Origin of the sequence: Glutamicibacter sp. MNS18, from assembly GCF_026107515.2 — a bacterium.
Taxonomy (GTDB): domain Bacteria; phylum Actinomycetota; class Actinomycetes; order Actinomycetales; family Micrococcaceae; genus Glutamicibacter.
In genome coordinates this window covers 76,629-102,330 of sequence record NZ_JAPCHW010000005.1, presented here as the reverse complement: position 1 = coordinate 102,330, position 25,702 = coordinate 76,629, and the positions used below count along the sequence as shown (strand labels likewise).

The 25,702-nt window shown below is 62.2% G+C and carries 29 protein-coding genes and 1 pseudogene; 10 read left to right on the top strand and 20 right to left on the bottom strand.

The window, feature by feature from the left end; all coding sequences use genetic code 11:
- Window positions 1-978 carry a nitrilase-related carbon-nitrogen hydrolase gene (locus tag OK351_RS08230; protein ID WP_265157776.1) on the bottom strand — a complete coding sequence of 326 codons (978 nt, stop codon included), beginning with the start codon at window positions 976-978 and terminating at the stop codon, window positions 1-3.
- A gap of 146 nt (window positions 979-1,124) precedes the next feature.
- On the opposite strand from OK351_RS08230, the gene OK351_RS08225 reads away from it, so the two are divergent.
- Window positions 1,125-1,730 carry a TetR/AcrR family transcriptional regulator gene (locus OK351_RS08225; RefSeq protein WP_265157775.1) on the top strand — a complete coding sequence of 202 codons (606 nt, stop codon included), beginning with the start codon at window positions 1,125-1,127 and terminating at the stop codon, window positions 1,728-1,730.
- A gap of 77 nt (window positions 1,731-1,807) precedes the next feature.
- On the opposite strand, the gene OK351_RS08220 is transcribed toward OK351_RS08225, so the two are convergent.
- The 7 genes from OK351_RS08220 to glsA form a co-directional block, all read right to left on the bottom strand.
- Window positions 1,808-2,923: a S24/S26 family peptidase gene (locus OK351_RS08220; RefSeq protein ID WP_265157773.1), complete on the bottom strand. Its 1,116-nt coding sequence runs from the start codon at window positions 2,921-2,923 to the stop codon at window positions 1,808-1,810.
- Window positions 2,920-3,495: a hypothetical protein gene (locus OK351_RS08215; RefSeq protein ID WP_265157771.1), complete on the bottom strand. Its 576-nt coding sequence runs from the start codon at window positions 3,493-3,495 to the stop codon at window positions 2,920-2,922. Before OK351_RS08215 ends, OK351_RS08220 begins: the two co-directional genes overlap by 4 nt.
- A 7-nt stretch (window positions 3,496-3,502) precedes the next feature.
- Window positions 3,503-4,153 (bottom strand): hypothetical protein, encoded by a 651-nt coding sequence (locus tag OK351_RS08210; RefSeq protein WP_265157769.1) that lies wholly within the window; start codon window positions 4,151-4,153, stop codon window positions 3,503-3,505.
- Entirely contained in the window at window positions 4,150-4,719 is a 570-nt protein-coding gene (locus OK351_RS17940) for a signal peptidase I (protein ID WP_371931402.1), read from the bottom strand. Before OK351_RS17940 ends, OK351_RS08210 begins: the two co-directional genes overlap by 4 nt.
- Entirely contained in the window at window positions 4,716-5,303 is a 588-nt protein-coding gene (locus OK351_RS08205) for a hypothetical protein (RefSeq protein WP_265157767.1), read from the bottom strand. Before OK351_RS08205 ends, OK351_RS17940 begins: the two co-directional genes overlap by 4 nt.
- Before the next feature lie 23 nt (window positions 5,304-5,326).
- Window positions 5,327-5,878, bottom strand: coding sequence for an alternate-type signal peptide domain-containing protein (locus OK351_RS08200; protein ID WP_265157765.1), 552 nt, complete (start codon window positions 5,876-5,878; stop codon window positions 5,327-5,329).
- A gap of 280 nt (window positions 5,879-6,158) precedes the next feature.
- On the bottom strand, window positions 6,159-7,166 hold the full coding sequence (gene glsA, locus OK351_RS08195; protein WP_265157763.1) for a glutaminase A: 1,008 nt from the start codon (window positions 7,164-7,166) through the stop codon (window positions 6,159-6,161).
- A 187-nt stretch (window positions 7,167-7,353) separates the two neighbouring features.
- On the opposite strand from glsA, the gene OK351_RS08190 reads away from it, so the two are divergent.
- Window positions 7,354-7,776: an acyl-CoA thioesterase gene (locus OK351_RS08190; RefSeq protein WP_265157761.1), complete on the top strand. Its 423-nt coding sequence runs from the start codon at window positions 7,354-7,356 to the stop codon at window positions 7,774-7,776.
- Window positions 7,777-7,884: 108 nt separating this feature from the next.
- On the opposite strand, the gene OK351_RS08185 is transcribed toward OK351_RS08190, so the two are convergent.
- Window positions 7,885-8,322: a hypothetical protein gene (locus OK351_RS08185; RefSeq protein WP_265157759.1), complete on the bottom strand. Its 438-nt coding sequence runs from the start codon at window positions 8,320-8,322 to the stop codon at window positions 7,885-7,887.
- Window positions 8,323-8,536: 214 nt separating this feature from the next.
- Here OK351_RS08185 and OK351_RS08180 point away from each other — a divergent pair, with 214 nt between their 5' ends.
- From OK351_RS08180 to OK351_RS08165, 4 genes are all read left to right on the top strand, one after another.
- Window positions 8,537-8,956, top strand: a complete 420-nt coding sequence (locus tag OK351_RS08180) for a VOC family protein (protein ID WP_265157757.1) — start codon at window positions 8,537-8,539, stop codon at window positions 8,954-8,956.
- A 74-nt stretch (window positions 8,957-9,030) separates the two neighbouring features.
- Window positions 9,031-10,305: a sensor histidine kinase gene (locus OK351_RS08175; RefSeq protein ID WP_265157754.1), complete on the top strand. Its 1,275-nt coding sequence runs from the start codon at window positions 9,031-9,033 to the stop codon at window positions 10,303-10,305.
- On the top strand, window positions 10,293-10,982 hold the full coding sequence (locus OK351_RS08170; RefSeq protein WP_265157752.1) for a response regulator transcription factor: 690 nt from the start codon (window positions 10,293-10,295) through the stop codon (window positions 10,980-10,982). Before OK351_RS08175 ends, OK351_RS08170 begins: the two co-directional genes overlap by 13 nt.
- On the top strand, window positions 10,979-11,806 hold the full coding sequence (locus OK351_RS08165; RefSeq protein ID WP_265157750.1) for a hypothetical protein: 828 nt from the start codon (window positions 10,979-10,981) through the stop codon (window positions 11,804-11,806). The genes OK351_RS08170 and OK351_RS08165 overlap by 4 nt, the downstream gene beginning before the upstream one ends.
- A gap of 71 nt (window positions 11,807-11,877) precedes the next feature.
- Here OK351_RS08165 and OK351_RS08160 read toward each other — a convergent pair whose 3' ends face one another.
- The 3 genes from OK351_RS08160 to OK351_RS08150 all read right to left on the bottom strand — a co-directional run bounded on the left by OK351_RS08160 (window position 11,878) and on the right by OK351_RS08150 (window position 14,306).
- Window positions 11,878-12,684, bottom strand: coding sequence for a PspA/IM30 family protein (locus OK351_RS08160; protein WP_265157748.1), 807 nt, complete (start codon window positions 12,682-12,684; stop codon window positions 11,878-11,880).
- 138 nt (window positions 12,685-12,822) lie between these two features.
- Window positions 12,823-13,494: a hypothetical protein gene (locus OK351_RS08155; RefSeq protein WP_265157746.1), complete on the bottom strand. Its 672-nt coding sequence runs from the start codon at window positions 13,492-13,494 to the stop codon at window positions 12,823-12,825.
- Window positions 13,494-14,306 (bottom strand): DUF6308 family protein, encoded by an 813-nt coding sequence (locus OK351_RS08150; RefSeq protein WP_265157744.1) that lies wholly within the window; start codon window positions 14,304-14,306, stop codon window positions 13,494-13,496. The genes OK351_RS08155 and OK351_RS08150 overlap by 1 nt, the downstream gene beginning before the upstream one ends.
- Before the next feature lie 66 nt (window positions 14,307-14,372).
- Here OK351_RS08150 and OK351_RS08145 point away from each other — a divergent pair, with 66 nt between their 5' ends.
- Window positions 14,373-15,170, top strand: coding sequence for a dioxygenase family protein (locus tag OK351_RS08145; RefSeq protein WP_265157741.1), 798 nt, complete (start codon window positions 14,373-14,375; stop codon window positions 15,168-15,170).
- 4 nt (window positions 15,171-15,174) lie between these two features.
- On the opposite strand, the gene OK351_RS08140 is transcribed toward OK351_RS08145, so the two are convergent.
- The 7 genes from OK351_RS08140 to murJ all read right to left on the bottom strand — a co-directional run bounded on the left by OK351_RS08140 (window position 15,175) and on the right by murJ (window position 22,216).
- A complete protein-coding gene (locus OK351_RS08140) occupies window positions 15,175-15,771 on the bottom strand; it encodes a GNAT family N-acetyltransferase (protein WP_265157739.1) in 597 nt (198 codons plus the stop codon).
- 146 nt (window positions 15,772-15,917) lie between these two features.
- Entirely contained in the window at window positions 15,918-16,058 is a 141-nt protein-coding gene (locus OK351_RS08135; protein ID WP_265157737.1) for a hypothetical protein, read from the bottom strand.
- Window positions 16,059-16,282: 224 nt separating this feature from the next.
- Complete coding sequence (locus OK351_RS08130) at window positions 16,283-17,479, bottom strand: sensor histidine kinase (protein WP_265157735.1); 1,197 nt, start codon at window positions 17,477-17,479, stop codon at window positions 16,283-16,285.
- A gap of 72 nt (window positions 17,480-17,551) precedes the next feature.
- Complete coding sequence (locus tag OK351_RS08125) at window positions 17,552-17,842, bottom strand: DUF2218 domain-containing protein (RefSeq protein WP_265157731.1); 291 nt, start codon at window positions 17,840-17,842, stop codon at window positions 17,552-17,554.
- Window positions 17,843-17,914: 72 nt separating this feature from the next.
- Window positions 17,915-19,150, bottom strand: coding sequence for a CynX/NimT family MFS transporter (locus OK351_RS08120; RefSeq protein WP_265157729.1), 1,236 nt, complete (start codon window positions 19,148-19,150; stop codon window positions 17,915-17,917).
- A 23-nt stretch (window positions 19,151-19,173) separates the two neighbouring features.
- Window positions 19,174-20,436: a carboxylate--amine ligase gene (locus tag OK351_RS08115; RefSeq protein WP_265157727.1), complete on the bottom strand. Its 1,263-nt coding sequence runs from the start codon at window positions 20,434-20,436 to the stop codon at window positions 19,174-19,176.
- Between the two features lie 73 nt (window positions 20,437-20,509).
- Window positions 20,510-22,216, bottom strand: coding sequence for a murein biosynthesis integral membrane protein MurJ (murJ, locus tag OK351_RS08110; protein WP_265157725.1), 1,707 nt, complete (start codon window positions 22,214-22,216; stop codon window positions 20,510-20,512).
- 306 nt (window positions 22,217-22,522) lie between these two features.
- On the opposite strand from murJ, the gene OK351_RS08105 reads away from it, so the two are divergent.
- From OK351_RS08105 to OK351_RS08095, 3 genes are read left to right on the top strand one after another with little or no spacing between them, the layout of a single operon-like run.
- Window positions 22,523-22,852, top strand: a complete 330-nt coding sequence (locus tag OK351_RS08105) for a metal-sensitive transcriptional regulator (RefSeq protein ID WP_265157723.1) — start codon at window positions 22,523-22,525, stop codon at window positions 22,850-22,852.
- A 29-nt stretch (window positions 22,853-22,881) separates the two neighbouring features.
- Entirely contained in the window at window positions 22,882-23,193 is a 312-nt protein-coding gene (locus OK351_RS08100; protein WP_265157721.1) for a heavy-metal-associated domain-containing protein, read from the top strand.
- Window positions 23,194-23,223: 30 nt separating this feature from the next.
- Window positions 23,224-25,443, top strand: a complete 2,220-nt coding sequence (locus OK351_RS08095) for a heavy metal translocating P-type ATPase (RefSeq protein WP_265157719.1) — start codon at window positions 23,224-23,226, stop codon at window positions 25,441-25,443.
- Window positions 25,444-25,474: 31 nt separating this feature from the next.
- Here the strand turns inward: OK351_RS08095 and OK351_RS08090 are convergent.
- A pseudogene (locus OK351_RS08090) lies at window positions 25,475-25,699 on the bottom strand (amine oxidase); the annotation flags it as partial.
- Between the last annotated feature and the right edge of the window lie 3 nt (window positions 25,700-25,702).

Below are 25,702 nucleotides of genomic sequence, written 5' to 3'. Positions count from 1 at the left end.
TCAGGCACTGGTCTTCACCGCCTCGCCGAGGCCGGTGGTCCGGCGGGCCTCAACCAGTGCACCGTAGGTATCCGGTCGGCGGGTGCGCAGGAAGGGAAAGAGGGTCAGCCAGTCCCGTCGTGCGTCCAGGTCCAGGGTGGCGACCAGGACCGCGGATTCATCGCGTGGTGCCCGGGCCAGGATTCTCCCGTAGGGATCCGAGATGAACGAGGATCCGTAGAATGTCAGCTCTCCCTCGGTTCCCCAGCGGTTGGGTACCACCATGAACAGTCCGTTGGCTATCCCGTTGCCCACGATGGTCTGGCGCCACAATGGCTCGGTGTCGAAATCGGGATGCTCGGGCTCCGACCCGATGGCGGTGGGGTAGGCCAGCAGATCGGCACCGGCGAGCGAGTAGATCCGTGGCGGCTCGCTGAACCATTCGTCCCAGCAGGTCGGCAGGCCCAGGCGCAACCCCGGAACGCCGGCCAATTCGTGGACCGGGTACGGGTCCTGGTTGGGGCCTTCGCGAAAGTATGTGTGTTCGTAGTATCCGGCGGTCCGCGGAATGTGCAGTTTGTTGGTGGCGGCCACCAGCTCGCCCTCCGGGGAGACCACGATCGCCGTATTCAGACCCAGCCCGTCGGCTCCCTCGCTCTTGCGGAACAGGGAGATGTGGACATGGATGCCGTGGTGGGCGGCCTGTTCGGCGGCGAAGCGGAAGGTGGGTCCGCTCAGCAGTTCCTCGGCGGTGGTGTCGGCCAGGCCTGGTTCCGGTTTCTCGAAGGCGGGGTAGCGGCTCAGGGTGAGCTCCGGCAGGAAGACTACCTGCGCCCCGTGCCCGGCGGCCTTGGCGATCCCGTCAGCCAGTTCGGCACATGTCTCGGCCGCGTTCCCGTGCCAGCGATGTTGCACCGCGGCAATCGTGATGGTGCCTCGCTCCGGCGCTGCAGCCCTCGCCGGTGAGGCCGGTGGGGTCAAGGCAAGTATTTCCCTCATGATCATTTTCCTCTTGTGACCTAAATAACGAATGTGATTCGTTTTCAGGATAGGGAAGATTGACGAGTGGCACAAGGGTTTTAACGAACCGAATTCGTTTACTTCGGGTATGCTCTAGTCAAGCTACGTAAAAACAGGAGTCGATCATGGCACGGCCTTCCACACCCAAGCTCAGCAGTCACATCATTGCCGAAGCCGCGCTGGAACTGGTCGACAAACAGGGTGAATTCACCATTCCCCAACTGGCAAAGTCGCTCAGCGTCTCGGCCTCCTCGCTCTACAACCACGTGGGCGGCAAAGACGACATCATTGAACTGATGCGCGGACAAGCGATGTCGGCGGTCAGGCTACCTGAACGCCTGGACGGCGACTGGCGAGACATCGTCAGGGTAATTGCCACGTCCTACTTCGAATCATATTCCCGTCACCCCCGGCTGATTCCCTTGTTCACCAGCCATACCGTTCGGGACCGCACGACCTTGCGGATCTATGATGCACTGGCCGAAGTCCTTGCCGGAGCGGGATTCGAGCCCGCGGCACGGCTGCGGGCAATCACGATCATCGATTCCTTCGTCCTGGGGTCGGCATTGGATGCGGCGGCACCCCAGCAGGTCTGGGCTGCGGATGCGGAAATCTCAGGGGCGTTCAGCGAAGCGCTCTTACAAGGCCTAAAAACCGAACACCGCGCAAAAACTACATTCGCTTACGGAATAGCATTGATTCTGTCTGGGCTGAATTCTCTGGATCAATGACTTCCCAATCCAGCCACCAGCCAGGTCCGCGAGTCTAGCCTCGGCTCCAATGCGCATCCGCATCTTGCAGAGCAGGACTAACCCACGCATGTGATCTGCCTAGATCCACTGACTAGAAGTCCTGGATAGTTGGCATGAATCTTGTATGGAACCGGCTTTGATTCCCATCCGCTCGAATAGAGTGCCACAATACTTACGTCAGCAGTATGACTATATCCGACTAGAAGATTGACCAAAGCGCCCACTAGACCCAGCACTGCGTTTAATAACCCTGAATTACTCGTCCTCATACTTAACGTATGGATTAGTACATCACGGTCAACAACTTCAGACCTCGAATTTCCATCGATAGAAACGGTTACCCTATAACCTGAAACTTCTTGTGGAATTTCTCGCGGTGGCATCCACCCGATCTCGACAGTTTGTGCATCACCAGGCAGCCTGGCGCACGCGACAGATTCAGGTCCTAACAACTCAACTGCTTGAAACCCAGCATTCGCTTCAGCCTGCGCATTGAATGCCGCATGTGTTGGCTCAAAGGGAACTACTAGTGTCGACAGATTCAACGTCGCGCTGAAGACGACTAGTAGTGCCATCCCCGACGTCATCCTGGATCTTCTGGCCGATGACTTTTCGATTCTAGTCGAACTTGAAGATTGAAAAGAGTGAACATCCTTGTTCGCTTCAGGCATGGAATCCACACGTTCATCACCTGCTCGTCTTAGGAACGCGATATACAAAAGATAGGCGCTCAACATGCCACCGGCAAAATAGATCCACGGATGACTTAGCCAGATCACTATTTTTCCAAGAAGGGGAAAGCTAAACAACAATCGATCAACTGCCTGAACCTCATAGGGTTGCAGATCCGCTACCGGATTAGCATCGCCTTTCAGCACCAAACCGGAAGTCGAATTCGACAAGACACGATGTGTCACGCGCTCACCATCCTCGCGCTTCACGGAAACGATTTGACCGACTAGTACTTCCTCCGCTGGAGTTGAGACGGCTATTCCCAACGAACCGGGGGGAATGCCTGGTTCCATTGAACCTGAGACGAAAACCAACGGTTTAATTCCAAATGCCAGACCGATAGCAGCAAATACCAAACAAGCGGTGCCCATTACCGCTCCGAGGTTCAGCAAAGCACGATGACAGAGAATCTCTTGTGCATTCCCTTGAGTTTTCCTCACGATGCCCCCACGGTTGCAGTAAAGGTTAGATTCATCGATGATTGCTGGCCCTGCAAGCTTGAAGCAGATCCAATGGGCAGTTCTGCTTGAACACAAAAGGTCTCGCTCGCACCAACCGCTAAGGTTCCCAGCATTAATGATGAACTTTCTGGTTGCTGGCTTGAAGTGAAGGATTGTTCTCCTGACGCCTTGACGTACTCCGCATTTCCGGTGCACGAGACCACGGTCTCGGATACATCGGAGACCGTTCCACCGGGGTGTACAGAGATTTCCATTGCTAGCCCTAACTCACCAGCACCCATAGAACCACCTATGCTGTATGGGGAGTCCACAGTTCCAATATTCTTTAATGCAACGGTCTCTGCTTGACGCATTCCGGGAAACCACTCCATCGTTGCCATACCTAGTTCGTAGGTAACGCTGTCCAGCGGTTCGCTATCGCCGATCGCCAGTGCAACTGTAGCCGCGCTGATAGTCGAGGTTGATGTTGCCGTTCCGGTCCAAGACGCCATGGTCGAAACCGCACCAAAACCCAAGAGGATTCCCAAGGATAGGAGGGCTTTGACTTGCATACTTCGCCTACTGCTCATTTGGAGCTCCCTCACTTGTGCCCTCAACGCGGGGACGACGCCACATGGTGAAGGAAATCCAGCCACCAAGGCCCAGCGCACCCAAAGCGATCAACAGAATCACACCTTCAAAGCCTGTTTCGGGCAGTTCATCAGGGGGCTGCTTGTCATCTTCCGCCCATGGTTCATCCGATTCCTCAGGATCGACTCCCAGAGGACGGGCATCAACCGCATGGACGACCACCTTCAATCCGTCCGAAGTCCGGTTTTGGGTTTCATTGCCCGCTTCAATGGGTAGCCACGCACGTACGATGAGTGAAACAGCTTGGTTCGACTCCAGAATCTTCTCACCTGCGAATACGGGCCCGAGGACAACCCCGAATTCCTCATCCGGCTGGGTTGTCTCCAGGGAAACCTTCACCGAATGATCCTGCAAATTACGCACCCATAACACTGCATGGATCTCTTCACCGGGGACTAACGACTGGGCATCATTGAACAACCGAGGCGGAGTGGGGGAAAACTGGACGCCATCAGTGCTGAATGCCAGTCCTCTATCGCCCTGTTCAGCCGAAGAAGCGCTTGCATCCGGAATATTACTCAACGAAAGTAGCCCCAGAGAGGCCGCGAGCACGATAGTCAGAATACGACGCGAGATCATAGCCGCTCCCCTCGCTGCTTGTCTCGCCAAGCCCCTACGAGCATCACTGCAGCGTAGGACAAGAGTCCAGTCACCGCGATCCAAGTCAGCCATGTCCGTTGCTGCCCGCTAATCGCCGAGTTCAGGTAGCCAAGATAGGGTACTGAATACCAGAGCTGTCCGCGGATCTGCTCAGGTCGAACGGGTGGATCAGCAGTGTTGTTGGCGTCTCCGCGAAGCGTAAAACGCCGTTCTCCGCCAGCCGTCGCACCGACCCCGGTGACACGATGCGTCACTACTGCAGGTTCACCAGATCTAAGCTGATAGGTCACCACGTCTCCGGTGCGAATTCCGTTGGGATCAACCGGGCGCACTACAATCAAGGCACCCGGCGGAAGACTCGGACGCATAGAACCGGTCAGTACCGTATACGGCATGGCGCCACCTATGCGGGGAACGACTATCATGATGGCTACTAAAGCCAGGACGATCAATAGGACCAACCATGATGTGATTTGGCCGATCCACCACAGCACGCCCGTATTTTCACGTTCACGCCGCAGTTGGGCTCGCGTCAATGCGCTCATCGCTGTTGCCCCGTGAAGTTCAGCACCAACCGCATTTGACCGCCAGCTGCGGATTGTGGAGCATCGGCAGCGACTTCAACGCGGACACACAAAACCTCAAAAGAAGCTCCGTCACCTGAGGCTACCAGCCGACGAGCATCACCTAACGTTGCTCCTGAACTGGCAGGGCCTTGAAACAGGGGTGCCACTTGTTCGGTACCCATGGAGCATTCTTCAGCACTCCTATCGGTGCCGATAGTCAAGACGCTTGAATCAGCCAAGGCAACGTCCGCTGGGGTTGGTGAGTCCGGCAACGCACTGGCTCCGGTCAAGTTGTACTCCAGATCAGTAGTACCGGCGTTGGTGATGGTCAGTGGTGCTTGAACGAATTCTCCGGGTACCAGGTTGCTGCCGTCGAGTTCGTTGAATTCATAGTCCTGCTGAGATGTTGTGCCGTTCCCGGCATGCATATTCAGGCTGCCAGTCGAGACGGCACCCACGTTGATAGTTTCCTCGGCACGCCAAAGAGCGGCCGTAGCTTGGGCACTCATGAATAGCACCAAAAGCACGGCCGCTGCAATGGCGGCTTTTAGCGGTTTAAGCATATGGAAACCAGCTTGATCAGGCCCTAGCGGACCTGATTCAAAGTCAGTACGAAATCGCCTAGAACAATGTCTTGATTCATGGTGGAGCGTGGTGTCTCTCCGGTATCACCTTCGGCAAAATCGACAGTGACCGTCACTGGAATCTCGTAGTCTCCAGGATTTTCGAAGGAGATGACATCGCCATCCACGGTTAGTCCGTCTGCTGATGCGTCAACATCGATCTCGATGTCAACAAAGTCCGAGAGCTCGGCAGGTACTACCTCGTTGGTGTTGACTTCTAGCTCTCCGGCAAGATTCTTGCCCACTGCGGAAATCGTGACGTTCTTGCTGAATGTCACGGTGTCTCCTGGAACGATCTTGTCCACAGCCGGATCGAACGATCCAGGATTTTCAGGATCACTGATGTCTGACCAAACAACCGGTCCGGCTGAAACACCCAAAGTCAGGTGCCCGGTGCTTACTGGTCCCGCATTAATAGCTGTACTATCAGACCACAGCGCCAGAGTCCCAGCGCCGCCCAACAACAATGCGCCTGCAGCGGCAGCGGCAATTGTTGCCTTGGTTACTTTCTTCATGATTTCGATTTCCTCCCCGTCGGCGAGCCCCCATTAGGCGCCTACGCTCGTATCCTAGCCATCAGGTCTGACCTAGATTTCTGCGCAGATTGGTTGCTATTGCAGTGAAATAGAAGGAAGATTCAGGCTTTGCTTGCGAACTTGCAAGTCAACCCAAGGATCATGATTGATACGTCACCTATAGTAGCGAAACGCCAATAACCACAGGTCAGTCAAACGTTACTAAAGCAGTCAACATAATTGACCAGACGGCCAGTCATCTGGACATTCGCTATCTCTTCTAATCGACCGGCATACGCATCGGCGCCGAAGCAAACAGGTTCAACCCCAGCGCTCGCGACAGGTGGCCGATGGCCAGCTGCGAGCGCACCGAGTTGCCCGCATCATCCAGCAGCGGCGAAAAGGCCCCGATGGCCCCCTTGCCCGGGGCGATGGCCACGATGCCTCCGGAGACCCCGGACTTCGCGGGAATACCGATCTCGAACAGCCACTCGCCCGACTTCTCGTACAGCCCGTTGGTGGCCACCACGGCCAGCACATCGCGGCAGACATCCGCCGAGACCACCCGTTCGCCGGTCACCGGGTTGACTCCGCCATCGGCCAGGGTGGCGCCCATGATCGCCAGGTCGTGGGCGGTGACCTTCAACGCGCACTGGCGGGTGTAGATATCGACAATCTCCAGCGGCTCTCCATCCAGCTGCCCGTGGGCCTTCAGCAACCGGCCCAGCGCCTTGTTGCGCTCATTGCTGCGCGATTCCGAGCGGTAGACTTCGCCATCCATCTTCAGGTGGCGTCCGGCGAAGGCGGACAACCCCTCGCGGATGTTCTCCCACTTCTCCGCTGCGGTCAGCCCCGGCATGAGCGCAGCCGTGGCCAGGGCCCCGGCGTTGACCATGGGGTTCATGGGATGCCCGTCATTCAGTTCGATGGCCATCACCGAGTTGAAGGACATGCCGGTATTGTTCACGCCGATGTGGTCCCGCACGCTGTCGCGTCCCAGTTCCTGGAGCACCAGGGCGTAAACGAACATCTTGGAGATGGACTGGATGGAGAAGGCGTGGTCCACGTCCCCTGCCCCCTGGACGATTCCGCCGACGTTGGACAGGGAAATGGCAAACAGCGATGGGTCGACTTCCCCGAGAATGGGGATGTAGTAGGCCAGCATTCCGTCGTCGATTCCGGCATAACGTTCATGCACACCATGCAGGAGTTCCTCGATCCGGGACTTTTCGGGCAACGAACCGGTGGATACCTGCTGCTTGACATCGCTGTAGTCGTTTGGAATCACTGATGCCTCCTGTCCGTGCCATAAGTGGGACGCTCCAGTAAGCCCCGTTCGTCCGATCTCGCCCTGCAACACATTCCACCATGTCTGGCTCGGCATTCAAAGATGCTGGTCATCTACTGAATGTGTAATTCCCAACAGTGTCGGGCAGGTTACTGCGCGCAGCCCCGAGGCCGCATAGGGTTAAAACATGGCTGAATCAATCACTTTCCACACACGTAAATGGGTCCGTCCCGAGGACCTGAACGCCAACGGAACCCTCTTCGGTGGTTCCCTGCTGCGCTGGATCGACGAGGAAGCGGCAATCTACTCGATCATCCAGTTGGGCAACAAGCATGTTGTCACCAAGTACATGTCCGAGATCAACTTCGTCGCCTCCGCCAAGGAAGGCGACCTGATCGAGATGGGCCTGACCGCAACCCACTTCGGCCGCACCTCCATTACCCTGCGCGCCGAGGTCCGCAATATCTTCACCCAGGCATCCATCCTGACGATCGAGAAGCTCGTCTTCGTCAACATGGGAGAAGACGGACAGCCCGAACCGCACGGCTTCGACCATATCACCTACACCCGGGACCGTATCCCGCTGGAAATCACCAAGTCCCTGGTCTGATCACGGTTTAACGACACCACCGATTTTCAGCCTCGCGGCACCCGCAACGTCCACGGCTTTCCCGAAACCACAGGTCTTCGGGAAAGCCGCTTTTTTGCCGTGGCACCCCTAACCCACCGGGGTGAGCATCCAACGGCCATCGGCTGCGGTCGCCGTCCACAACTGCCCGGATTCCATCGGGTCGGTCGACAACCCGTCGGAACAGAAATCGACGGTGTCACGGGGCAGGCGCAACATCCCCGGCTGATCTGCCTGGGCGAAGATCAGCCATTGCGAGGAATCATCGAGGAACTCATCGGTGTTGGTGATGGCCTTGGCGAAGTCCGGGTCGAACTCCTCCGGCACGTACATGTACGGGCAGACGATCACTACACGATCCCACTGCTCAACCGGCGTGCCCTGGGCCGGCAATGAAAACGGTCCCTCTTGCTGTGCCGCCTGTTCCAGGACGGCCTGCTCGAACTCACCGGCACCGCAGGAGGCAAGCAGGGCTGCAGCCAGTCCGGTCGCCATCAGGATCGTGCCGGTTCGTGCACTTCGGGACATAGGCGCTGTTCTTCCTTGCTGGCTCGATCAACCCCGTCTCGGCGGGGACTCCTGTTCCAATCTACGTGAACCTTGTGGTCATTGGCCTTATTGCTGTGAAGCTTCAGAAATCCATTGTCAACCCCTTGCCGTGGCAGTACCGGTGGAGGAAAGTGGGAAGGGCCCGTTTGACCGCCCGGATTCGGTCATCGTCCAACCATCTGCGAGGTGCTCCATGAGCCGCATGATCTTCATCAACATCCCGACCAATGATCTGGCCCAGGCTGACACGTTCTACGGCGCACTGGGATTCACAAAGAACGAGACCTTTTCCGATGCCAATGTCACGTCGTGGATGATCAGCGACGTGATTTCCGTGATGGTGCTCAAGCGCGACTACTTTGCCGGTTTCCTCGCCCAGGGGGATACCCCGACGCTGGGCCGGAACGACCGTGAGGTGCTTAACGCGTTGTCCTCCGACACCCGTGAGGGGGTCGACGAATTCCTGGCACAGGCCGTGGCCGGTGGCGGCAGCGTCTACCGCGATGCGGACGAACCCTTCCCGGGCATGTATCAGGGTGCCGTGCAGGATCCAGATGGGCATGTGTGGGAAATCGCGTGGATGAGCCCGGAGGCCATGGGGGATCCCGCTTAATTCGGGTTTTCCGTAATGATCTTCTCCGGCTCCCTCGGTGTTGGGTGCAAGGGTGCTGACCATAGTGTTGGAGTATGACTTCCACAGCATCACATACCGCGCCTCCGGGAACGTCCCGCCCGCCCCTGAGGTTCCTCTACACCCTGTTGCAGCTGGCGTTACTGGGCACCATCGGCCTGGTCATCCTGCCCTTGCTGGCCGCGTGGCTCGCCACCGGTATCGGCCTGGTTTTCCTGGTCGGTATCGGCCTGCTGCTGCTGGTCGGGCTGCTCTATGCGGTCTTCGGCCTGTCCTGGCTGGAAATCGAACGGGTCAGCGAACTCTACGACCTGCCGGTGGCGCCGCTGCGTTGGCGCCCACGCACCGAGCCCGGCTTCGGCGCCTGGCTACGCTCGCTTGGCCGGAACCTGGCCAATGGGCGCATGTGGGCCGCCTTCGGCAGCTTCGCCATCGCGACCCTCATCGGCGCCTTCATGCTCGGGGCGCTGCGTTGGAGCATCTCCTCGGCGATTCTGGCCTTCGCGCCGTTGACCGAGACCCCGGTGGTCTACACCCTCGGCGGCTGGGAGCTGACCTCGGCCCAGGCACCCTGGCTGATCCTGGTGGCACTGGCCGGTGCCGCGGTGGTGGTCGGCCTGGTCTTCCTGCACCGGGCGATTGCCACCGCCATCGTCGGGGCCGTCGCCCGTGAAACGGTACTGGCCGAACGGGCCTACACCAGCAGCGTGCAACGTGAAGGCGCGGTGCGCGCCGCCGAGGTGGAACGCACCCGCATAGAACGCGACCTGCATGACGGGGTCCAGCCCCGCCTGGTTTCGGTGGCCATGGCCCTGGGCCTGGCCCACCAGCAGATCGATTCCAACCCCGAGCAGGCCAAGGAACTGGTCGCCGAGGCGCATACCTCCACCAAGGCGGCCATCACCGAGCTGCGCCAGCTCACCCGCGGCATCTACGCCTCGGTGCTGGAGGACCGCGGGCTGGATGCGGCACTGTCCGCGGTGGCCGGCCGCTCGCATATCCCGGTCACACTCGACATCCAGCTACCGTACCGGGCCGGCAGGAACGCCGAGGCCGCCGTGTACTTCGCGATCGCCGAGGCACTGACCAACGCCGCCAAGCACTCACGGGCCTCCGCCTGCCGGGTTACCGTACGGGTACGGGAGTTCGAGAACCAGCCGTGGATCTGGGCACGTATCGAGGACAATGGAGTCGGTGGAGCCCACATCCAACCCGGTGGAGGGCTCGACGGCATCCACAACCGCATCCTGGCGGCCGGGGGCACCCTGCACCTGGACAGCCCGCACGGCGGCCCGACCGCATTGGAGGTGAACGTACCATGCGCATCCTGATCTGTGAGGATTCCGTCCTGCTACGCGAAGGACTGGTCCGGTTGCTGGAGCATTCCGGGCACCAGGTCACCGCGGCCCTGCCCGACACCAGCGACCTCTTCGAGGTGCTGCAGGCCGCCGGGGATGGGCAGTTCCCCGAGTTGTGCATCCTGGATGTGCGCTTGCCCCCGACCTACACCGATGAGGGGATCCGCGCGGCGCTGGAACTACGCCGGCGTTACCCGAACACCCCGCTGCTGGTGCTTTCCCAGTACGTGGAGGAACGCTACGCCTCGGAGCTGATCGCCACGCAAACCGGCGCCCTGGGCTACCTGCTCAAGGACCGAGTGGCGGATGTTTCCGACTTCGTCGAGTCCCTGGAGCAGATCGGCTCCGGCGGCACGGTACTGGACCAGGAAGTGGTGGCACAGCTGTTGACCCGACGTAACCATGACGACCGTATGCAGCGACTGACCGACCGTGAACGGTCTGTGCTCGCGGCCCTGGCCGAGGGCAAGTCCAACCAGGCCATCGCCAAACTGCTTTTCCTCTCCGAAGCCAGCGTGGAAAAATACATCACCTCCATCTTCCAGAAGCTCGGCCTGGAGGCCGACGGGTCGGGCAACCGGCGCGTACTCGCTGCACTGGCCCACATCCAGACCCTGGGCACCACCACCACAGACAGGAACACCCCATGAGTACCAACACCGTTCCACACACCCCCCGGGGACCCGGAACCCGGAACAAGTCCCTGACCATCATCCTGTCCGTGCTCGGCGGGCTGGTGCTGCTCGGCCTGGTGCTGGGCACCAGCTGGTCCTCGATCACCTCGCTGAATCGCACCGATTCGGTGCAGACCGCCGATGCCACCGGCATCGACACCCTGGAAGTGGAAGCCAACGCCGGGGAATTCACCCTGCAGTTCGCCGACATCACCGAGGCCCGCTTGGAGGTCCGCTCCTCACGCGGGGCGTGGGACCTGGAACGCCGGGGTAACACGCTGGTCGTCGACTCCCCCGGTGGCTGGGGCAACTGGTGCTTCTTCGGCTGCGATTCGCGCCCCTCGGTTGTTGTACTGTCCTTGCCCGAGTTCCTGAACGACGGGCAGCTGGATGTGCAGCTGAGCCTGGCCGCAGGCGAGTTCATCACCGAAGGCGACTTCAAGACCCTGGATATGGATATGAGTGCCGGACGGTTGGTGGCCTTGGGCGCAGCCGACTCCGTTGACCTCCGCCTCGGTGCCGGGCAAGCCACGGTGGAGCTGGCCGATGTGCACACCGCCCGGTTCGATATATCGGCCGGACGCCTGGACGGCGTGTTCAGCGGCAGTGCACCGGCTTCGGTGCAGGGCGAAGTCAGCGCCGGAATGCTGGATCTGACCCTGCCGGAGGCCGGCTACGATGTCCGCTCCACGGTCTCGGCAGGCAATCTGGACAACCGGTTGGCCACCGCCAGCGATTCGGCGCACCAGGTCACCATGGACGTCTCGGCCGGAAATGTGGTGCTGCGCCCGGCTTCATGACCCGGCACACCAGCGGTAACCCATGACAATGGCCGCCAGGTTCCCTGCAGGGAACCTGGCGGCCATTGCTGTCAGTGCTGTTTCTTCAGTGCCGCGAGACGGGCTTCGATTTCGGAAAGCTGCGGAGTGCCTTCGTCCACTGCGGCCGGGGCTTCATCAACGATGTCCGCCGCGGGTTTCAGTGCGGCCAAGCGCGCCTCGATCTCGGCGTCCTTGCCCAGATCCTCGAGTTCGGCGAACTGCGAGTCCAGGGAGGATGCAGCCAGTTCGGCGGCACCACGGGCCTTGGCCTCATCCTGGCGGACCTGGGCTTCGAACCGGCTGATTTCCGAGGTGGGGTCCCCCAGATCCAGGGACTTGAGCGCATCCATCATCTGCCCCTGGGTCTTGGCATTGCGTGCCCGGGCCACCAGCTCATTGCGCTTGGCAACCAGCTCCTGGCGCTTGGCCTTCATGGAGTCCAAACCGGTTTTCAGCCGCTGGACGACTTCCTGCTGGGTACGGATGGTGGGTTCCAGCGCGGCAGCGGCCTTTTCGCTGGCCATCTGTTTCTGGATGGCCATGGTGGCCAGCTGGTTGAACTTCTGCGCGTTGGCGGAATCACCGGCCGCATTGAATTCATCGGCCTTGTTCGAGGCGGCCAGGGCCTTGCCACCCCATTCCTTGGCATCGCGTAGCGCCTTGGCATGGTCCTCTTCCTGCATCCGCAGGTTCCCGATGGTTTGCGCTACGGCCGATTCGGCCTCGGAAATATTGTTCGTGTAGTCGCGGACCGATTGGTCAAGCATCCGTTGTGGATCCTCGATCGAATCCAGTGCGGCGTGTGCGTTGGATCTGCCGATCCGGAAAAGTCGGGCAAAAAACGACTGCTTGGCCATGGTGGTTCCCTTCAATTGCTGCGGTTTTAACTCTATGGCACGAAGCGCGACTGGGTTAATTCGCGAGAGAACCACTTTATGGTTTGCGTGGAGCACTCACCCATACTGAACTCTTGCGGAAAAGCCGGCGGGAGTAGGTCAGCGTCGTAGAACACCATCGTCCGGCAGGTTCGGAACTTCCGCTGCCTCCGAATACAGGACTTCCACCTTCAGAAGTGGGTCATCGTGATGTGCAAGCTGTTGGATCTCTTCAAATCTGAACTTCTTGCGCCGAGGATGGTTATCGAGAATACACAGATAGGCTACCGGGGAGCTCGCTCGCGGGTAGATCGTCCTATGGGCGTCAAGCAGAAAACGTAATTTATCAATATCCTTGCAGACTGCTTTAAAATCCAGTCCGCCCGTCTGAGTTGCCGCGACCTTCAGCTCGGAGATCACACTCAGATGCCCCAACAAACCTATACCCGTCTCGTCGTCGGCCTTGGCCAAACGATTGGCATAGTGGGGCATCATGATCCCTGGGGCTTTTGTTACCACCACATCTGGACGTAATTCGCTACCGGTAAATCTCGCCTTGAATGGCGATTCAGGAAGAGGGCGAATATGGATTACCGGTTCGCGCGCGATCCTGTCGATTCCGTATTGGGAAATTAAATAGTGCGCGAACCATGCTTGATACGAGGGTTCCGGAGCCATGAACATTCCGCAAGTCATCGCGAAGACATTCCACGCGGCCTTGAATTTCTGGTCGCTTCGCTCGGCACCGAACGGATCCAAAATCTGGGAACCCGGGCTCTCGATGCCTGTCACTACCGCACCGCCGTCCGCTTTACCTTGTCTCGCCCCTCCATCCACAAAACAACATCCAGCGTTCGGAGCAACGATATCTGCGTCAATCCAGCAGCAGCCCGGAGCTCCGTGAGCTGTTCTTGCATTGACGATTGACCGGTGGCGTTAGAGGCGAAGGCGGCCCTCCATCGCGTCCACTGATGCAGACTATTTGGCATTCCGGTGATATTTGCAATCACGGAATCATATATGGGTATGAGATGTGGGCGTTTGCGCGCAAGGATCTTGCTTGCGGTGGTTTGCCCTATCCCCCATGGCGTTCCGTCTTTTTGACGCAGCAAATTCCATAACTTTTCAGCAGGACTTCGAGCCCCAAGATACTCCTCGAATTCCTGGTCCGTCAGTTCTTCGAATTTCAGCTCCACGGGGAGGCACGATAACAGCACAGTGATTTTTTCTTGCAGGGAGCCACAGATTTTCAATGACGCTGCAGCCGGAACGTTCACGGACAACATGGAGACTGCGAGCAAATCCGCGGCGGCTATCTGATTAGGGTCTTGCGACTCGGCTAGGAACGACTCGAATTGCGACCCGGTAAATCGCGGCGCATCGGTGTCGGCACCATCAAAGTACTCTCGCAGATATGACAATCGGCGACCTTCAGTGATCTCCTGCAATGCTGAACTCGGCATGAATTTCCCCCGGAACCTGGTCGATGCCTCGGATACACCCCACCAGTAGCAGGCCAATGCCGATGCACTCTTTAGTTTTGCGTATAGGACAACCATATTGCCACCGACCGACAGATAGCGGCTTGGGCGTTTGGCGACCACCGGGGCCTTTCAATTCCCATCAGAAGAATACTTGAAGCATCAATCAAATCACGTTATGGTTGGACCATGGCTTCCACCGACTCCCGCCCACCGGTCCTCTTTCTCTCCCACGGCGCTCCACCGCTGGCCGACGACGCCCGGTGGACCGCGGAGCTGGCGGCCTGGGCCGGGGCAATGGAGAAACCCAAGGACATCCTGATGGTCTCCGCCCACTGGGAAAACGCCCCGGTTTCGCTCAGTGCCACACGGACCAAACAGGAGCTCGTATACGACTTCTGGGGGTTCCCGGACCGCTACTACGATGTTCGCTACGATGCTCCGATGGCCCCTGACCTGGCCGACGAGGTCACCCGGTTGACCTCAACCCACGGGCATCATGTGGAACGCGACGAAAGCCGGGGACTGGATCACGGCGCATATGTCCCACTGAAGGAAATGTTCCCGGACGCCGATATTCCGGTGGTGCAGATGTCCATGCCCACACTGGATCCGGAAGGCCTGTTCGGGCTCGGGCAGACCCTGGCCCCGCTGCGTGAGCGCGGCACCATGATCATCGGTTCGGGCTTCACCACCCATAACTTGCGCTGGTTCAATCCTGCAGCCGGTGCGGATTGCGCCCCACCGAGCGCATCCAGCGAATTCGATCATTGGGCAGAGGAGGCCATGGCCCGGGGCGACGTGGATTCGATCCTGAATTTCCTGGACAGGGCACCGGGCGCCTTGGAGGCCCACCCGCGATCGGAGCACTGGGCTCCGCTCTACATTGCCCTGGGTGCGGCCTACGCCTCGGGCGGTATCGAGGCCAAGACCGCCATTGACGGTTTCTGGTTCGGCTTGTCCAAGAGATCCTGGACACTGGGCTAGAGACTCAACGCGGCTCCGCGGTCCTGCGCATGATGATCCGTGGCATCCGGCTGGCCAGGGACTTTGTTGTGCCGATGCATTCGAAACCGGCTGCCTCGAACATGGAACGGGTCCCCACGAACGCCATGGTGGTGTCCATTCGCCCCTGCGGATCCACCGGATAGGCCTCGACCGCCGGCGCACCGCGGGAAAACGCGTACCCGACTGCGCCCTCGATCAGCTGGCCCACGACTCCCTGGCGTCGGAATCCGGACCTGACAACCAGGCAGATAATGCTCCAGACCTCCACCTCGTCGACGGGGCGAATCAGTTTGGAGTTGGCCAGCTTGGTGTTTTCAGCACGTGGACTGATACTGCACCATCCCACAGGCGTTCCATCGCGGTAGGCCACCACACCTGGCGGATTCCTTCTCTCGCACAGCGTCCGCATCGCCTGTTCGCGGCTCCCCTGCCCCAGCTCCCGCTCCTGGGCCGCGGTGAGCCGGTGCGACAGGCACCAGCAGTGCTTCTCGCGCCGCGTTGGATTCAGCACCTGCACCAGGTCCTCGAACCTCTCCGGCGTGACCGGATGGACCTGCCACTGATGATCTGTGCTTGTCATGGCCATGGGACAATTCTCCGCCATCGTTCCAAATGAGGATAATCAGGACCGGCACGCAATCCGGCAGGAATTGGCGGATTGCCTATCCGGCATGACAGCGTTCCGCCTGCCGTGCCGGAAGGCGGAACCTGTTGGCGAACCCCGAATCAGGCGGTGCAGGCTTCGTTCGAGCAGCCGGCATCGCGCGGCAGGTACTTGCCGCTGTCGTCGACCTCTTCCCACACCACATGGCGGTGCTGGCCGCAACGTTCGCACGCCGGAGCCAAGTAGGTGGCGCGTTCTTCCATGGTGTATGCCCTGAAATCCCCCATGTCGACCTCCTGAAGTAGTGGCAGCCGATCCGTGGGCAAGCTCGGCCGCGTGGTGGTATGCACACTCTACGCCCGGTTGCCATCCTGAACCAGAGCCATGTGGGAGCCTGGTCCGAGTTTGGCTACCGTCCCACTGCCACGCTGTCCTTGCCGGCCGGCTTGTTCGCCGGTGGTACGCGACGCAGGGACCCAGCGGCTTGTCAGCGCTCCTTGTCCTGGGGCTGCCAGATCTCGGCCGAAAGCAGGAAATGGCGTCCGAGCCGTCCCCAGTCCATGCTTCCACCGGCATCCATGACCTTCACCCGAAGGCTGGAGAGGCTGATTCCCCCGGCCGCGTCCTTGGAGCCGGGACGCACCCCGTCATTGCGCACCGACAGATGCCACAGGTTGCGGCCGTCCTGCGGCGGTTGCGGCCGCAGGAAGATGACCAAATGCGTGGTGTCCGCATGGATGATCGCGTTGGTGGCCGCTTCCCTGACGATCCGCATCACCAGCAACGGCAGCCCGTCGTCCAGGTCGACACCGGGTGCACTGACATCCACCCTGAGCCCGGCGTCCCGCAGGCTGGAGGCCAACTCGACGATATTGCTCAACGTCCCGCCGCTGCGTGTGGCAGCTTCACCATCCCCGAGCGCATCCACCGTACGGTTCAAGGCCAGCAGGGCCTTGGCCGTGGCCTCGCGGACATGCCCCAGGCTGACGCTTGCCGGATGCGAGGCCGCCACCGCTTCCATCGCGGCATTGCCGTGCAGTGTGGCCAGGGCCAGATGGTGGGCCAACTCGTCCTGGACCCGCAGGGAGAACCGGGCGCGTTCCTCGGCCCGTCGGTGATCGGCTTCGGCCCGTGCCGAGGCCTTGGAAGCGAAGTCGGCGAACTTGCGGTGGTTCTCCTGCATCTTGCGTTGGCTGCCGGCCAGCGCGCGGTGCAGGATGACGAATTCGGCCACGGCGACCGCCAGGGCGGCCAAGGCCAGGTTGGCCAGCAGCTCGTACCCCAGGACTGTCTGCGGCTCCTGGCCGGCAAGAATCCGCAGGATACTGGTCAGCGCGAACAGGCCGGCGGCCACCACCCCGGAAAAGATCTGGTGTCCCACCACCGCGGCGGCATAGAGGAACACCATGAACGCCGGAATCATGCCCAGACTCGGCAGCCCGGCGGCATAGTAGCCGCAGACCCCCAGGGAAGCGATGACCAGGCTGATGCGCGGTGCCCGGTTACGCACCAACGCCAGGAGGGCAAAGCCCAGGGCGAACCCGCCGGTCACGGCCAACCGGCCACCCCAGTCGGGGCTGCTCCAGTCGTCGGGGTCCCCGATCAACGACAAGAGAATCACGGCCAGGAAAATGGCCGCTGCCCACAAATAATTGGTGATGCGCAAACTGCCTGCTTGATCCACGTCTCCAGTCTATGACGTGCGACGTTGCCGGATGCCCGATTGCGCGCAATCATGTCCCCAAACGGCGCAGGATCAGCTGCGCTGCCAGGTGATCTGGAGCTCCTGGTCGGCGGCGAAGCGAACCAGGTGGCGTGCCAGGGCGTCTTCCAGCGCGTCCAGTTGTCCTTCCGGGGCTTCAACCCGCAAGTCCAGGCTGGTCTCGGTGGCCACCACATCGGCCCGGTGCCCACCCAAGGCGATCCATCCGGCGTTCCGTTCTGCCGACCATTGCCCGCCGTTCTTGCGGCTCATATGCGAGACCAGTTGCTTCCCGAAGCGGGCCGGACGCTCGATGGCGACGACGGCGGAACTGATGCTGTTCATGGGGGTGCTCCATTCTCAAGGCTCTTCCGGTGACGCTACCCGAGCCGGCGGCGGAAAGCGAAGGGGCTGGTCTCACACCCGGATCCGTACGCCGTCCTCGACGTAACGTGGCTTGCCGGCCATGATCCCGGCAATGGTCTGGGCCACCATCAGCGCTCCCAGCAGGCAGATCGGCGCCACCCAGGAGCCGGTGATCTCATGCAGTGCACCCACGGCAAAGGGCCCGGGGAAGGCGATGAGGTACCCGACGGACTGCCCGAACGCCGAGAGTTTGGCGACTCCCGCGGCGGTGTGGGCCTTCAGCCCGATCATGGTCAGCGCCAGCGGGAAGTTCGCCCCGGCCACCCCCAGCAGGATCGCCCAGAGCAGGGCTCCCTGGGCCGGGAAGGACAGCAGCCCGGCCACGGCCAGGATGCCGGCGCTGCCGGTGACCCAGACCAGCGGCCCCTGGTTGGTGAAGCGGGCGGCCAGCGCCGGCATGATGAAGGACAACGGCACACCCACCCCGAGGATCACCGCCAGCAGGGCCCCGGCGTATCCGGGATCCACACCGAAATCGGTGAAGATCTTCGGCGCCCAACCCATGAAGATGTAGGCCGCCGAGGATTGCGTGCCGAAGAAGATCGCCACCCACCAGGCGGTGGGGTTCTTGCGCATCGGGCCCAGGGCCGCGGCCCGTCCCGGAAGCGTCGCCACCGGCTGCTGGCGAACGGCGATCTGGGTCCGCAGGCCGAAGTAGATCACGATCCACAGCACCAGGGCAACCGCCGCGGGGATGGCCCAGACCCCCAATCCCAGGCGCCAGTTTCCGCCCAGGGCCCCGGTGAGGGGCACCGCGGCCCCGGCCACGGATGCCGCACCCAGCGCCACCGCGGTGGTGTAGGTTCCGGTGACCAGCCCGATCTTCTGCGGGAACCACCTTTTGACCAGCACCGGCATCAGGATGTTGCCCACCGCGATGCCGGCCAGGGCCAACGCGGTGCACAACAGGAACACCCAGGTCATCGGGGCCGCCGAACGCAGCAGGATGCCGGTCATGATGGCACCTATGGCCCCGATGACCACCAGTTCCGGCCCGCGTTTGCCGGCCAACCGGGGAGCCAGCGGACCGAGCAACGCAAAGCACAGCGGTGGCACGCCGGTGAGCATCCCGGCAATGAAGCCGTTCATCCCCAGACCCTCGATCACCGGATCCAGCAAGGCGCCCAGCGAGGTGACCGCCGGGCGCAGGTTGATCGCGGCCAGGATCATCGCGACCACCAGCAATGGTGCGAAACCGCGGGGCAGTGCGGTGCGCCTGTTCGTCATCCCGGGCTGTGTCATGTGCGCCATCAGCCCATGACCGGTGGGTTGCGCTTGAACTTGCGGTAGTGGTTCAGCGTGCTGACCAGGATGTAGTACCAACGCCGCGGGTCGGTCTCCTTCCGGTAGGCCAACGGGTGGCTGTACGCCTTGGCCTTGATCAGCCGCTGGACCTGCTCGGTGCGGTGTGCCGGAACGTAACGGCGCAGCAGGCGCAACGGCAGGATCGTGTACAGGTGTTCGGTGCGGGACTGTTCGAAGCGTTCGGGCTCACGCAGCCCGCCTTCGAGGTATTCCTCCACGTAGAAGCGGGCGACGTTGTGCCCGGCCGCGGAAATGTAGAAGTGGTTGCGTCCCAGCCTCGGGTTCAATTCGAAGAACCGGTAGCTGCCATCGCGCGGATCCAGTTTCACGTCGAACATCGAGAAACCGGTCCATCGCAGCTCGTCCAGGATGCGCTTGCCGTCCTCCACGAGCCGCTCATTGGGTTCGGCGATGATCGCCGCGGAATTGCCCAGGGCTCCGGGGGCATGTTCCTCGACGAGCACGCTGCCGCAGGAGGCGAAGCGCACTATGCCCTGGCGGTCGGAGAAGAAGGTGGCGATATTCATGCCGCTATCCCCTCCGGGCACCAGGTCCTGGATCACCAGGGTGCCGGCATACCCGGCCCGGACGGCCGCGGCGACCAGCTGTTCGAGTTCGGGCGCCGACCCGACGGTGTGCACCTTCTTCTTGCCCCGGAATTCGGCGGCGCCCCAGGCCACCCCGTCCGAGGGTTTGACGATGGCAGGGAAGCCGATGCCCTCGGCCTGCAGTGCGGGCCCCAATCCTGCGGTGCCCGCCCCCGACGCGCAGTCGTGCACGATGGTACGCGGGAAGGGGACTTCCAGTTCCCGGCAGAGCTCGTAGAAGGCGTCCTTGCCGGTGGTCCGGTCCAGCAGTTCCTCGCCCACGTACGGGATGGTGAAGTACCCGCCGAGCGCCTCGGCGTTGCGGGCGATGAAGCGGATATGCGGATCCGCGCCACCCAGCAGCAGCAGCGGACGCTGCCCGGGCCCCGAGAGTTCGGCACCCAGCCCGGCCAGGAAGCGGCTGAAGGCCGCGTCATCGGACTGCTCGGCAAAGGGCCTGGCGTCCAGTATCCGCGAGTGGCGGGTGATGCCGGTGAGCACCGAAGGCACCACCGCGCAGATCACGTTGTACTGTTCGTGGAATTCACGGGCCAGGGAATAGGTCCCGATATCCCCGCCCAGGATGACCGGGACGAAGGGCTGTTCAGCTGGAATGCGCATAGCCTAAAGCTATCAACACCGCCGAGGTGGCCGCGGGATCTGCGTTCGAGGGATGCGCCACGTGGCGCTCCGGCTAGCGACGGAGGTTCGGGACGAACCGTGCCATCGGCCCGAGGAAGTTGTCCAGTTCCGCCGAACGGATCATGCGCAGCAGCAGCAGGTAGACCACCAGCATCACCCCACCGACCACGGCAATCGAGATGAAGGCTGCCGGGATGGAGGACCAGGCGAATCCCCAGGTGTAGCCGCCCAGCGCCGCCAGCACCAGGGCCCCGACCGCACCGGAGAGCGCGGCCATCACCCCGATGCGGATGTAGGTATCCAGCACGTGGCGGCTGCCGTAGTCCCCGTAGCGGCGTACCAGCAGCCGGTGGGCGATGATCGCCGAGAGGATATTGGTGCCCCCGTAGATCGCCGCCACGGCCGCCGCGATCTGGGTGGCCGGCAACCAGATCGATGCGGCGAAGGCCAGCACCACGCACAGGGTGGCGATGATGCTCTGGATGATCATCGGCGTCTTGGTGTCCTCGTCGGCGAAGAACACCCGCAGCATGAAGAAGTGCATGGACTTGAAGGGCAGCCCCAGGGCGGTCAGCAGCAATAGTTGCCCGATGGCCGCTCCCTGCAGCATCGAGGTGGAGGAGCTGCCGGCAAAGAGGCGTCCGAGCGGGCCGGCCAGCACGATGAATGCCACCGGGGCGAACACCACCGGCACCGCCGAGGTGCGCAGCCCCTTCGAGAGCAACGGGCCGATTCCCTCGGGCCGCTGCTCCTGGAAGGACTTGGTGAACTCGTTGAAGTACATGGTCGCCAGCGCCAGCACGAAGATCGAATGCGGCAGCACCGTGATCAGCTGCGAGGTGTTCAGCGCGTATTCACCTGCCACCGAGGCGCCACCGTCGGGCAAGGACAGGCGGGCCGGGGTGGCGGCCGAAACGAAGCGGGAGTTGACCAGCGAGGCGATATTTCCCACCGTCATCGAGCCCAGGGTCCAGATCGCGAGCTTGCCCACGTGGCGCAGGCCCATACCGCGCCAGGCGAAGTCCGGACGCAGTTTCAGGCCCAGCCGGCGCAGCGGCCAGAACAGCACCACGGCCTGGGAGACGATGCCCAGCGTGGAGCCGCCGGCCAGCAGCAGGGTCTTTTCGGTGCTCCAGGTGGCCAGCTGGTCGGTTTGCCCGGAGTAGGCGCCGAAGAATCCGATGAAGGCACCGATCACGCCGATCTGCACGACGTTGTTGACCACCGGGGCCCACATGAAGGCCGCGAAACGACCGTGGGCGTTGAGCACCTGGCCCACCACCGCGTACACCCCGTAGAAGAAGATCTGCGGCAGGCACCAGTAGGCGAATACGGTGCCCAGGGCCAGCATCGCCGGCGTCCAGCCCAGGGTGAGGATCCTGATCAGCGGTCCGGCCATCAGGGTCAGCAGGATCGTGGCCGCGCCGATGACCACGATGGTCAGCGTCAACAGCTTGGAGGTGTAGGCCCGCCCGTTGTCACTGGCCTTGGAGGCCTTGATCAGCTGCGGAACCAGCACCACGTTGAAGATGCCACCGGCCAGCAGCATGAAGATGACGGTGGGGATGACGTTGGCTTTTTCGAAGATGTCCGCCATCGTGGTGGAGGCGCCGATGGCCACCGCCAGCAGGGCGGTCCGCACGAACCCCAGCACCCGCGAGACGATGGTGCCCGAGGTCATCAGGGCATAGACCTTCGAGGAGTGGGTTTTGGGCGCTGCACCCTGGGTCTGGGTTTGGCTCGTTGATTCCTGGGACATTACTTGTGAAATCTTCACCCTCTACTTCGGCACCGGGCACCACGGGCGCTGGCCCGGAAGGTCTCCGGTCCGGCATGTGGGCACTTGTTGCTAGGGTCCAACACTTGCATGGTGCCTGCGGCGTCGACCAGATGCTGCCAGTCGGCGGCTACCGGATGGTCCGGCAACAATCACTCATTGTAACGACCCTTGCTGGCCAGCCTCTCACAGGCCCGCCCGGCAACTGGCGGACGGGACCCCAAGTGCGAGCGGAACCACATCGGAGAACACTTGATACCCCATACCCCTAGGGGGTATGTTAAGGGTATGGAAAAACCCAGAACACCGGTCGGGGAGCAGCCCGAGCACGGATACACCGGGGAAAAGGAAGCACTGCTGCGGCGCCTGAAACGGATCGAGGGCCAGGTGCGCGGGGTGGCCCGGATGGTCGACGAGGACCAGTACTGCATCGACATCCTGACCCAGATCTCCGCGATCAACGCGGCCATGCACAAGGTCAGCGTGCAGCTGATCGGGGACCACATTTCCCACTGTGTCATCCAGGCCGCCCATGAATCTCAGTCCACCGGGAACCCGGACATCGTCCAGGACAAGGTCACCGAGGCCACCGCGGCCATCTCCCGGCTGCTGCGCTGACCACCACACCACCCAAGGAAGGCGGAACCATGAGTACACACAACGGATGCGGCTGCGGCTGCTCGGAGAACTCCCAGCCGATGTCGATCACCCGACGCCCGGAACAGGAGGCCGGCCCGGTACGCACCGAGCTGCGGATCCAGGGCATGACCTGCGGACACTGCGTCGCATCGGTCGGCGAGGAACTGCGCGAACTGGCAGGGGTGGCCGCCGTGGACATCACCCTGGTGGCCGGCGGCACCTCCACCGCGGTCATCACCTCCACCACGGCACTGGACGAAGCCGCACTGCGTGCGGCGATCGACGAGGCCGGCTACGAACTGAACGGGATCGGGAGCTAGCACCCCCGCCCAAACGATCCGAGGATGGACATGTCAACACCAACCGAAGAACACCCCACCGATACACGCGTGGTCAACCTGGAGATCCAGGGCATGACCTGCGCCTCCTGCGTGAACCGGGTGGAGCGCAAACTGGGCAAGCTGCCCGGGGTGAGCGCGAGCGTCAACCTGCCGCTGGAAAACGCCCGGGTCACGGCCCCGGCGGGAGTCAGCGACGAGCAACTGCTGCAAACCGTCAAGGCCGCCGGCTACGAGGCGAGCGTGCATGTCGAGCACCAGGCCGGCGGGCACGTGCATACCGATCACGGGAACCTGCGCCACCGGGTGATCCTTTCCCTGGTTCTGACCATCCCGCTCTTCGTGATCTCCATGGTGCCCGGAGCCCAATTCCCGCACTGGGGCTGGGTGGCGCTGGCTTTGTCCACCCCGGTGGTGTTCTACGGCGGGTGGCCGTTCCACAAGGCCGCGGCGGTCAATGCCCGGCACCTGTCGAGCACCATGGACACCCTGGTGTCCATCGGCGTGCTCGCCGCCTACTTCTTCTCGGTTTTCGAACTGCTGCGCGATCCGGCGATGACCGCCCACGCACACGCCGGCATGCACGAGCATTCGCTGTACTTCGAGACCGCCGGCGTGGTCGCGACCTTCCTGCTGGTGGGCCGCTACCTGGAGGACCGGGCCAAGAACCGGGCCTCGGACGCATTAAAGACCCTGCTGGACCTGGGCGCGAAGGACGCGGTGGTGCTGCGCGGGGGCAACGAGCACCGGATCCCGGCCGACCAGCTGGTGATCGGGGACCGGTTCGTGGTGCGTCCCGGGGAGAAGATCGCCACCGACGGCACCATCCTCCAGGGGGCCAGCGCCGTGGACACCTCGCTGCTCACCGGCGAATCGGTGCCGCAGAAGGTGACCGAGGGTGATACCGTCACCGGCGCGACGGTGAACACCTCCGGAAGGCTGGTCATCGAGGCCACCCGGGTGGGCTCCGATACCACCCTGGCCCAGATGGGGCGGCTGGTCTCCGAGGCGCAGTCCGGCAAGGCCCCGATTGCCCGGCTGGCGGACCGGATCTCCTCGGTGTTCGTGCCGATCGTGCTGGCCATCGCCGTGCTGACCTTCCTGGCCTGGTGGCTGTTCACCGGCGACACGCTGGCAGCATTCACCGCTTCCGTGGCGGTGCTGGTCATCGCCTGCCCGTGCGCGCTGGGCCTGGCCACCCCGATCGGCCTGATGGTGGGTACCGGACGGGGCGCCCAGTTGGGCATCCTGATCCGCGGACCCGAGGTCCTGGAGGACACCCGCAAGCTGGATACCATCGTGCTGGACAAGACCGGCACGGTCACCACCGGGGTCATGACGCACCTGGGGACCACCGCCATCGCCGGGGTCAACCCGGAGCGGGCGCTGGCCGTCGCCGGTGCCGTGGAACACCACTCCGAGCACCCGATCGCCCAGGCGATCGCCGCCGCGGCGGCACGGCTCGGCCCGTTGGCCGAGGTCAGCGAGTTCGATTCGGATCCCGGGGGCGGGGTCAAGGGCATCGTCGACGGCCACAAGGTCGTGGTGGGCCGGTACAGCTGGCTGGAAGCCGAGGGCACGGAACTGGATGAGACCGCCATGTCCATGCTGCATGAGGCCGAGGCCGCCGGCGCCACCGCCATCCTGCTCTCGGTGGACGACCGGTTCATTGCGGTGCTGTCGGTGGCCGATAGGATCAAGGACTCCTCCGCGTCCGCCATCAAGGCCCTGCAGCAGCGCGGCCTGCGGGTCATGCTGCTGACCGGGGACAACATCCAGGTGGCCCGGCAGGTGGCCGCCGAGGTGGGGATCGAACCAGGCGACGTGTTCGCCGGGGTGTTCCCCGCCGACAAGGCCACGACGATCGGCACACTGCAGGGCAAGGGCCGGGTGGTGGCGATGGTCGGTGACGGCGTGAACGACGCCCCGGCGCTGGCCCAGGCGGACCTGGGTATCGCCATGGGCTCGGGCACCGACGTGGCCATCCAGGCGGCGGACATCACCCTCATGGGCAATGAGCTGGGCCAGGTCAACGACGCGATCGCGTTGTCGGAAAAGACCCTGAGCATCATCAAGACCAACCTGTTCTGGGCCTTCGCCTACAACACCGCCGGCATCCCGGTGGCGGCCTTCGGGTTGCTGAACCCGATGATCGCCGGGGCAGCGATGGCCGCCAGCTCGATCCTGGTGGTGCTCAACTCGTTGCGGTTGCGCTCCTTCGGGAAGAAATAGCACTTTCCTGCCCTCCGGCAAGGCAAGACTGGTCGAGCGGGATTGGTCCCAGTTCCTCAAGTACGTCTCCGGGGCCCGGATTAACCTCCGGGCTCCTTCCACCCGGCTGCGTCATTACACCCCATACGGCGTTCACAGCCGTGGTCACCGCTCCCTCGGCCCAACCAGCGGTGAAGGAAACGTCGTCGCCGGCAAGATATATCCCCCGTTGTCCCCTTGGCCGCGACTCCTGTGTGAAATGGGTGAATAGGCATTGATT

Excerpts from the sequence above, each read along its gene's own strand:
- OK351_RS08115 (WP_265157727.1), bottom strand. The coding sequence starts at position 20,436 with ATGCGCATTCCAGCTGAACAGCCCTTCGTCCCGGTCATCCTGGGCGGG.
- OK351_RS08120 (WP_265157729.1), bottom strand. The coding sequence starts at position 19,150 with ATGACGAACAGGCGCACCGCACTGCCCCGCGGTTTCGCACCATTGCTG.
- OK351_RS17940 (WP_371931402.1), bottom strand. The coding sequence starts at position 4,719 with ATGAGCGCATTGACGCGAGCCCAACTGCGGCGTGAACGTGAAAATACG.
- OK351_RS08190 (WP_265157761.1), top strand. The coding sequence starts at position 7,354 with ATGGCTGAATCAATCACTTTCCACACACGTAAATGGGTCCGTCCCGAG.
- OK351_RS08225 (WP_265157775.1), top strand. The coding sequence starts at position 1,125 with ATGGCACGGCCTTCCACACCCAAGCTCAGCAGTCACATCATTGCCGAA.
- OK351_RS08135 (WP_265157737.1), bottom strand. The coding sequence starts at position 16,058 with ATGGAAGAACGCGCCACCTACTTGGCTCCGGCGTGCGAACGTTGCGGC.
- OK351_RS08230 (WP_265157776.1), bottom strand. The coding sequence starts at position 978 with ATGAGGGAAATACTTGCCTTGACCCCACCGGCCTCACCGGCGAGGGCT.
- OK351_RS08105 (WP_265157723.1), top strand. The coding sequence starts at position 22,523 with ATGGAAAAACCCAGAACACCGGTCGGGGAGCAGCCCGAGCACGGATAC.
- OK351_RS08170 (WP_265157752.1), top strand. The coding sequence starts at position 10,293 with ATGCGCATCCTGATCTGTGAGGATTCCGTCCTGCTACGCGAAGGACTG.
- OK351_RS08165 (WP_265157750.1), top strand. The coding sequence starts at position 10,979 with ATGAGTACCAACACCGTTCCACACACCCCCCGGGGACCCGGAACCCGG.
- OK351_RS08125 (WP_265157731.1), bottom strand. The coding sequence starts at position 17,842 with ATGAACAGCATCAGTTCCGCCGTCGTCGCCATCGAGCGTCCGGCCCGC.
- OK351_RS08160 (WP_265157748.1), bottom strand. The coding sequence starts at position 12,684 with ATGGCCAAGCAGTCGTTTTTTGCCCGACTTTTCCGGATCGGCAGATCC.
- OK351_RS08095 (WP_265157719.1), top strand. The coding sequence starts at position 23,224 with ATGTCAACACCAACCGAAGAACACCCCACCGATACACGCGTGGTCAAC.
- OK351_RS08215 (WP_265157771.1), bottom strand. The coding sequence starts at position 3,495 with ATGCAAGTCAAAGCCCTCCTATCCTTGGGAATCCTCTTGGGTTTTGGT.
- murJ (WP_265157725.1), bottom strand. The coding sequence starts at position 22,216 with ATGTCCCAGGAATCAACGAGCCAAACCCAGACCCAGGGTGCAGCGCCC.
- OK351_RS08180 (WP_265157757.1), top strand. The coding sequence starts at position 8,537 with ATGAGCCGCATGATCTTCATCAACATCCCGACCAATGATCTGGCCCAG.
- OK351_RS08175 (WP_265157754.1), top strand. The coding sequence starts at position 9,031 with ATGACTTCCACAGCATCACATACCGCGCCTCCGGGAACGTCCCGCCCG.
- OK351_RS08100 (WP_265157721.1), top strand. The coding sequence starts at position 22,882 with ATGAGTACACACAACGGATGCGGCTGCGGCTGCTCGGAGAACTCCCAG.
- OK351_RS08200 (WP_265157765.1), bottom strand. The coding sequence starts at position 5,878 with ATGAAGAAAGTAACCAAGGCAACAATTGCCGCTGCCGCTGCAGGCGCA.
- OK351_RS08145 (WP_265157741.1), top strand. The coding sequence starts at position 14,373 with ATGGCTTCCACCGACTCCCGCCCACCGGTCCTCTTTCTCTCCCACGGC.
- OK351_RS08205 (WP_265157767.1), bottom strand. The coding sequence starts at position 5,303 with ATGCTTAAACCGCTAAAAGCCGCCATTGCAGCGGCCGTGCTTTTGGTG.
- OK351_RS08185 (WP_265157759.1), bottom strand. The coding sequence starts at position 8,322 with ATGTCCCGAAGTGCACGAACCGGCACGATCCTGATGGCGACCGGACTG.
- OK351_RS08140 (WP_265157739.1), bottom strand. The coding sequence starts at position 15,771 with ATGACAAGCACAGATCATCAGTGGCAGGTCCATCCGGTCACGCCGGAG.
- OK351_RS08210 (WP_265157769.1), bottom strand. The coding sequence starts at position 4,153 with ATGATCTCGCGTCGTATTCTGACTATCGTGCTCGCGGCCTCTCTGGGG.